At 72.6% G+C, this 7,753-nt stretch carries 7 protein-coding genes; all 7 read right to left on the minus strand.

Annotated elements, in window-relative coordinates:
• Positions 1 to 400, minus strand: a 400-nt coding sequence (locus ACTIFU_RS20885) for an ABC transporter substrate-binding protein (RefSeq protein ID WP_439580253.1), incomplete at its 3' end; no start/stop codon positions are given.
• A gap of 83 nt (positions 401 to 483) precedes the next feature.
• Complete coding sequence (locus ACTIFU_RS20890) at positions 484 to 2,073, minus strand: ABC transporter substrate-binding protein (RefSeq protein ID WP_439580254.1); 1,590 nt, start codon at positions 2,071 to 2,073, stop codon at positions 484 to 486.
• Between the two features lies 1 nt (position 2,074).
• Complete coding sequence (locus ACTIFU_RS20895) at positions 2,075 to 3,658, minus strand: ABC transporter substrate-binding protein (RefSeq protein ID WP_439580255.1); 1,584 nt, start codon at positions 3,656 to 3,658, stop codon at positions 2,075 to 2,077.
• A gap of 80 nt (positions 3,659 to 3,738) precedes the next feature.
• Positions 3,739 to 5,280: an aldehyde dehydrogenase family protein gene (locus ACTIFU_RS20900; protein WP_439580256.1), complete on the minus strand. Its 1,542-nt coding sequence runs from the start codon at positions 5,278 to 5,280 to the stop codon at positions 3,739 to 3,741.
• Complete coding sequence (locus ACTIFU_RS20905; RefSeq protein ID WP_439580257.1) at positions 5,273 to 6,136, minus strand: NAD(P)-dependent oxidoreductase; 864 nt, start codon at positions 6,134 to 6,136, stop codon at positions 5,273 to 5,275. Before ACTIFU_RS20905 ends, ACTIFU_RS20900 begins: the two co-directional genes overlap by 8 nt.
• 19 nt (positions 6,137 to 6,155) lie before the next feature.
• On the minus strand, positions 6,156 to 6,914 hold the full coding sequence (locus tag ACTIFU_RS20910; RefSeq protein ID WP_439580258.1) for an SDR family NAD(P)-dependent oxidoreductase: 759 nt from the start codon (positions 6,912 to 6,914) through the stop codon (positions 6,156 to 6,158).
• Between the two features lie 20 nt (positions 6,915 to 6,934).
• The coding region (locus ACTIFU_RS20915; protein WP_439580259.1) for a SelB domain-containing protein at positions 6,935 to 7,753 on the minus strand (819 nt) is incomplete at its 5' end.

Here is a 7,753-nt window from a genome sequence, read left to right on the forward strand (position 1 = left end):
CATCGAGCGCGGCGATCTCCTCGGCCAGCGCGAGCACGCGCCCGCCCATCGCGTCGCGCGCGCCCCAGCGGCGGATCGAGGCGGCGCAGTCGGACGCGCGCACAGGCTCGCCGTCGTGGAAGCGGAGCCCCTCGCGCAGGGTGAAGGTCCAGCGCAGCCCGCCATCCTCCACAGTATGCCCGGCGACCATCTGCGGCTGCGCCCGGTACTCCGCGTCGATCCCGTAGAGCGTGTCCCAGACCAGGAAGCCGTGGTTGCGCGTGACATAGGCCGAGGAGGCGACCGGATCGAGCACGGCCAGACCGGCATGCGGCACGAACCGGATCGTAGGCGCGGGCTGCGCGATCGCGGGCACGGCCAGCGCCGCCAGCCCCGTCTGCACCAAGGTTCGACGCTTCATGGCACTCCACGCCGGCCGGGCCGAGGCGCGGACCGTGCCCGACTGCGCCGCTGCCCGCAACTGGGCGTACGGGAACCGAACTGTTACGTACGGCGGACGTTCAACGGCAGCACCATCCCCTTCAGCACGCCGGTCAGCGACCGCCGCCACGCCGAGGACTCGAAGTACTGACCGATCGGCCAGTAGGGCAGATCCTGCCAGAACTGCGCCTGGATCCTGCGCCCGATCGCCTTCTGCGCTTCGGGTGTCGGCGCTCCGAACCACTCGTCGCGCAGCGCCTCAAGCTGAGGGCTGGTCGGCCAGCCGAACCAGGCACCGTCGCCGTTCCCGCGCAGCAGCAGATGCCCGGCCGGGGAGTTGAAGTCGATGCCGGCGAACAGCGCGATCACCGCACCCCAGCCGCCCTGGCCGGGCGGTTCCCTGCGCGCACGACGCTGCAGCACCTGGCCCCAGTCCATCGTGTCGTCCTGCACCGTCAGGCCGCATTTGCGCATCATGTCGATCGCAACCTGGGTCAGGTTGAAGTTGTTGATGATGTTGGCAGGGTCGAGGAACACCACCGGCTCGCCCTGGTAGCCGGCGGCGAGCAGCGCGCGCTTCGCGGCCTCGGTGTCGCGCGGGCCCTTCAACACCTCGATTCCCTCGTCGCTCGCCATCGGCGAGTTCACCGGGAAGCAGCCGACGCCGTCGCGCCAGATGCTGCGGTCGTCGCCCATGATCGCCTGCATGAAGTCCGCCTGGTTGATCGCGGGCAGCAGCGCACGCCGCTTCGCCGGATCGTTGAAGGGCGGGTGCAGGTGGTTCGGGCGCAGCGAGGCCACGAGCCCCGATGTGTCCACGACCTCAACATTCACGTCACGATTCCGCGCGAGTACCGGGCGCAGGTCGTTCGGCACGCTCACCCACCAGTCGATCTCACCCGTCTGCAGCGCCGCAACAGAGGTCGCGGAATCGGTGATGATGTGCCACTCCATGCGCTCGAAATGCGCGAGCTTCGGCCCCGAGGTCATGCTCGGCGTGCCCTCGCGCGGCAGGTAGCGGTCGAAGCGGGCATAGACGAGCTTGCTGCCGACCACCCGCTCCTCGGGCACGATCCGGTACGGGCCAGAACCAACGACCTCCGGGATCGCGCGGGTGGACTCCGTCTCCGCAAGCCGCTCGGGCATCACGAAGCACGGATAGGACGAGGGCTTGCCGAGCGCGTCGAGCATCGGCCCGAACGGACGGTTCAGCCGGATCTCGAAACGGCGATCGTCGAGGGCGCGGAGCTCGGCCATCCGCTGCGCGAGCGTCTGGCCGTGCGCGTCGCGCGTCATCCAGCGCCTGATCGAGGCGACCGCGTCCTTGGCGCGCACCGCCTCGCCGTCGTGGAAGGTCGGGCCCTGGCGCAGCGTGAACACCCAGCGCCTGCCGTCGTCCTCGACGACGTGGCCCTCGGCGAGCTGCGGATGCGGACGCAGCTGCTCGTCGAGTCCGTAGAGCGTGTCCCAGACCATGTGGCCGTGGTCACGGGTGGGGTAGGCGGTCGTCACCATCGGGTCGAGGATGGTGACGTCCGCCCGCGGAATGTATTTCAGCACCCGCGCCGCATCGCCCTGGGCGAGCGCCGGTGCGGCCAGCGGCGCGGCCGCGAGCGCTGCGGCGCCCGTCAGGGCGGTGCGGCGACGGAGCAAGTCAGACCCTCCTGACGTTCCAGAACACGGGGATGCCGCTCGGCTGCATCACGCCCGTGATCGACCGGCGATGCGCGAGCGGCTGGAGGAACTGCCCGAGCGGGATGTAGGGCACGTCCTCGAACATCTGCGTCTGCATCTCGGAGGCGATGCGCTGCTGGCTCTCGAGGTCCGGAGCATCGAACCAGGCCTCCCGCAGTTCCTCAAGCTTGGGGCTCTCGGCCCAGCCGAACCACCCCGCCGTGCCGTTGCCGCGCAGCGAATGATGCCCGGCCGGATTCATGTGATCCAGGCCGGCCCAGTTCGTGCAGAACACGCTCCACCCACCCCGGTCGAGCGGCTCACGGCTGGCACGGCGCTGCACCACCGAGCCCCAGTCCATCGCCTGGAAGTCCACGTTCAGCCCGAGGCGCCGGAACAGATCGCCGGTCACCTGGCTCAACGCCTGCAGCGAGGAGATGTCGGTGGTGGCCAACAGAACGATCCGCTCGCCGTTGTAGCCGCTCTCCGCGATCATCCGCTTGGCAACGTCAAGGTTCTCGGCATACGAGTCGAGGCCGGCCTCGTTGGCGAGCGGAGTAGTCGGCGTGAAGGCGCCGACTCGGGTGCGCCAGTACTTCTGGTCGGTGCCGGCGACCGCTGCCATGTAGTCGGCCTGCTTCACGGCGCGCACCAGCGCTTGGCGGAACTTCTTGTTATTTGTCGGTGCCACGAGGTGGTTCGGCCGCATGATCGAGATCAGGCCGAGCGGGTCGGTGAGGGTCACGTTGATCTCGCGATGCCGCTCAAGCACCGGCCGCAGATCTGCCGTGGGGACTTCCCACCAGTCCACCTCGCCCGACTGCAACGCCGCCCCCGAGGTGGAGAAGTCGGGGATGATGTGCCACTCCACCCGGTCGAAATGCACGACCTTCGGCCCCGCCGTGCCGGAGGGCTCGCCGCTCGACCGCGGCACGTAGCCGGCGAACTTCTCGTACACGACCTTGCTGCCGGAAATGTACTCGTCGTGCTTGAAGGTGAATGGGCCGCTGCCGATCAGCTGCTCGGGCCGAATCTGCGTGAAGGCGTCGGTCTCAGCCACCCTCTCCGGCATGATGAAGAGCGCATTGCTCGGGGTCTTCGCGAGCGAATCGAGCATCAGGCCGTAGGGACGCTTGAGGTGGATGCGGAAGCGCCGATCGTCCACCACCGTCATCTCGTCGGTAAGCTGCGCAAGCCGCATCCCCATCGCATCGCGTTTGGCCCAGCGAGCGATCGAGGCGACGCAGTCGCGCGCGCGCACGGGCTCGCCGTCGTGGAACTTCAGCCCCTCGCGCAACGTAAAGGTCCACAGCTTGTCGTCGTTCTCGACGGTGTGACCCTCCACCATCTGGGGCTGAGGCTTATAGCTGTCGTCGAGGCCGTAGAGCGTGTCCCAGATGAGGAAGCCGCTGTTCCGTGTGATGTATGCGGTCGTCCAGATCGGATCGACCACGGTCAGGTTCGCGTGCGGGATGAACTTCAGCGTGCGGGCGGCCTGACCCTGGACCAGTGCCGGCGCGGCAACGGTCGCCGCCGCTGCACCGAGGAACGTGCGTCGCTTCATTCTTCCTGTCTCCCATGCCCAGTTGCGGGTCTGGGCGGGAGCATGACGCTTCCGTGGCGGCGCTGTCCACAGTTCCGCGATCACGGCCTCATAGGACCGTAACCGAAGGCAACGGGCGGTGGATCGGCGGTCTCGACCCAGACCGCCTTGGTCCGCGTGTAGGCGAGCAGCGCCTCGACGCCCGAGGACCGGCCGTGGCCCGAGGCGGCGAAGCCGCCGAACGGCACCGAAACGTGGATGGTGCGGTAGCCGTTCACCCAGAACGTGCCCGCCCGCACGGCGGCCGCGACCCGGTGCGCGCGGCCGACATCGCGCGTCCAGACCGCGCCCGCGAGCCCGAACCTGGTGTCGTTCGCAAGCCGGATCGCCTCGGCCTCGTCCGCGAACGGGATCGCGGCGAGCACCGGGCCGAACACCTCGTCCTGCGCGATCGCCGCCGAGGGCGTCACGCCGGCAAGCAGCGTCGGCGCAAGCCAGAACCCGCCCGCAGGAACCCCCTCGGGTGCCGCGCCACCGGTCGCGAGCGCAGCGCCCGAGGCCACGCCCTCGGCCACCATCGCCGTCACCTTGGCGTGCTGGCGGGCATTGGCGATCGGACCCATCTCGGTCGCCGGGTCGAGCGGCAGGCCGATGCGGATGCGCCGCGCGCCTTCGGCCACCGCAGCGACCAACCGGTCGTGGATCGAGCGCTCGACCAGGAGCCGCGAGCCGGCGACACAGGACTGGCCGCAGCCGGCAAAGATCGCCGCCTGCGCGCCCCGCACCGCTGCGTCGAGATCGGCGTCAGCGAAGACGATGTTGGCGCTCTTGCCGCCCAGCTCGAGCACGCACGGGATGCCTCGCCGCGCCGCCGCCGCGCCGATCACCGCGCCCGCCTCGGGCGAGCCGACGAAGGTCACCATGTCCACCCGCGCATCCGCGAGCAGGGCCGCTCCGGTGCTCGGCCCGCAGCCCGGCACCACCGACACCACGCCGCGCGGCAGGCCCGCCTCCTCGGCGAGCTTGCCGAAGGCGAGGCTGGTAAGCGGCGTCAGCTCCGACGGTTTGAGGATGCAGGCGTTGCCCGCGGCGAGGATCGGCGCGACGTTCCAGCCGGCGGTGAACAGCGGCGCGTTCCAGGGCGTGATCGCCAGCACCACGCCCTGCGGCTCGTGCCGCACCGTCACATGGTGCGACGTCGGCACGGGGATCACGCGACCTTCCAGCTTGTCGGTCCAGCCAGCCCAGTAGCGCAGCATGTCGGCCACCGCGGCGACCTCGCGGCCGCAGTCGCCCAGCGGCTTGCCGCTGGTCGCGGCCTCCAGGGTGGCGAGCCGTTCGGCATGGTGCGTGACCGCCTCACCCCAGGCCCAGAGCGCGCGACCGCGCGCCGCCGGCGTCAGCGCCGCCCAGGCGCGGAAGCCTCGCGCTGCCGTTTCGGCGGCGTGCGCGGCGACGCGCGGGCCGGCGTCGCGGTACTCCAGGATCATCGCACCGGTCGCCGGATCGAACAGCGTGACCGGCTCGCCCTCGCCGGGAACCAGCGCGCCGTCGATCCACGAGCCGGGCGCGCCGCCGCCCAGCAGCGCGGCGAAGGCGCGCTCGGTCGCCTCGCATGCCGAGAGCGCGGGCGCGTCATTCATCGCCCGCCTCCGCCCGCCAGAGCTCGGCCGCGACCCGGTTGAAGTCGTCGCCGTCCGGCACGGCGCTGTCCTGCAGCCAGAGCCGGCCGACCTCCTCCATCAGTGTCCCCGTGGCACCGGCACGGTCGGCCAGCGCGAGCGCGAGCCGCAGGTCCTTGCGCATCAGCCCGGCGGTGAAGCCGGAGTCGAAACTGCCCGGCAGGATCCAGCGCGGGAAGTTCACCTCGGTCGCGGCGCTGCGGCCGGAGGCGCCGTTGATCACCGCGAGCGCCGCCTCAGCATCCACACCCGCCCGCCGCGCGAGCCGCAGCGCCTCGGCCGCGGTCAGCAGGTGGGAAGCGACCAGCAGATTGTTGGCGAGCTTCGCCACCGCCCCCGCGCCGGACGGGCCGACATGCACCACCTTGGCGGCGATCGCCTCCAGCGCCGGCATCGCACGCGCGAGCGCCTCCGCCTCGCCGCCGACCATCATCGTGAGCTTGCCGGCGCGCGCGCCGTGCGGCCCGCCCGAGACCGGCGCGTCCAGCCAGGCGAGGCCGGTGGCCGAGAACCCGGGGGCAAGGGCGCGCGGCGTCTCCGGCGCGACCGTCGAGGTGTCCACCACCACGCCGTCGGCCATCATCCCGGCCGCGGGGAGGGTCGCGGCGACCGCGCGCACCGCCTCGTCGTTCGGCAGCGAGAGGATCACCACCTCGGCACCTGTCGGCGCGTCCTCGGCGACGCTGACGCCCGCCGCCTCCGCGGCCTCGCGCCGTGCGGAGGCGCGGTCCCAGCCCTGCACCGCGATCCCCCGCTCGCCGAGCCGCTCGGCCATCGCGAGCCCCATGGCGCCGAGCCCGATCACCGCCACCTGCATGCGACTTCTCCCCCGGGGACTAGATGCAGAGCCCGCCATCGACGTGCAGCACCTGGCCGGTGATGTAGCCCGCCTCCGCCGACAGCAGGAAGGCGATCGCGGCGGCGACCTCCGACGGCTCGGCCTTGCGGCCGAGCGGGATCTCGGCGTCGGCAGCCGAGGCGGCACCGGCAGGCAGCGCCGCGTGCGCACCGGCGTCCTTGCGGACGAAGCCGGGACAGACGGCATTGGCGGTCACGCCGCGCGGGGCGAGCGCGAGCGCGAGCGACTTCACCATCGCCTCCACCGCGGCCTTGGCGGCGGCCGAGGCCGGGAACTGCGGCACGCGCGGACGGAAGGCGTGCGCGACGAAGGAGCTGACCGCGACGATCCGGCCATGCCGCGCCCCGTCGAGCAGCTTCAGCGCGGCGGTGGCGAGCGCGAAGAACCCAGTCGCGATCGGCGCGTGCGAGCGGGCGAGTGCCGTCGAGTCGAGCTCGCCCCAGGGCGTGCGGTCGGCGAAGCCGGCATTCGCGACCAGCGCATCGAGCCCGCCGAACCTGTCCGCGGCGCGCGCGACCAGCGCCGCCGGTACGCCCGGCTCGGCGAGATCGCCGAGCAGGGTCTCGACGGCTGCGCCAGCATCGCGCGCCTGTGCGGCGACCGCGGCGAGCGCGGCCTCGCTCTTGCGCGTGTGCAGCGCCAGCGCCACGCCCGGGGCCGCGAGCTTTCGCGCGGTCGCCGCACCGATGCCGCTCGCGGCGCCCGTGATCAGGATGGTTCTCGGCCGGTCCGTCATGCGCCCTCCATCCGTCCAGGCTAGGGCGCGGTCGGCGGCGCGGACAGAGGGCCGAGCCGGCCGACCCGGTCGGCGCGCACCACGCGCGCCTCGCCGCGGCGAACCGTCACGCCGATCCGGTCCAGCCACTCCAGCAGCACGATCGCCATGTTGCGCCCGCATCCGGCCGCGTCGCGGAACGGTCCCGGCCGCACGGCCCCCTCGGCGTCGCGCGCGGCGAGCAGCGCGGACGAAAGGCCGGGAAGCGCGGCGGCGGCAAGGAACCGGCCAGGCGCGACCTCGACCACCTCGCCGAGCCGGGCGAGTCGTCTGAGCGTCCCGAGCGTCGGTGCCGGCGCGAGCCCGGCCTCGGCCGCGAGTTCGTGCGCCGCGCGCGGCCGCAGCCCCGCCCCGAGCCGGGCGAGCAGGGCATCCGCGCGCGCGCGGTCGGCCGGCACAAGCGACGGCGCGTGGTCCGGCAGTCGCCACACCGGACCCGCCCGCGCGACCCGCCCCTCCGCAGCGAGACGGTCGAGCGCGGCCTCGATCAGGTCCGGCGGGGGCCGGTCGGCCAGCGCGCCGCGCAACGCAGCAGCGCCGGCCCCGGGCACGTCCGGCGCGGCCGCATGCTGCGCCGCTAGCGCCGCCGCGAGTGCCGCGGCCAGCGCAACCCACGCCGCTGGCGCGACCGCCCAGCGTCCCAGCCTCACCGCACCGAGCCGTCGCCACGACGCCTCGGCGTCGTCGGGATTGCGCGCACGCGCGAATGCCTCGGCGTCCACCCACCCCGGCGGGAGGGCCAGCAGCGCCGCGGTAGCCTCCGCGTCGGGGAGACCAAGCGCGTGAAGCCGCGCGAGCCG

Origin of the sequence: Elioraea sp. (assembly GCF_051860475.1) — a bacterium.
Lineage (GTDB): Bacteria > Pseudomonadota > Alphaproteobacteria > Acetobacterales > Acetobacteraceae > Elioraea.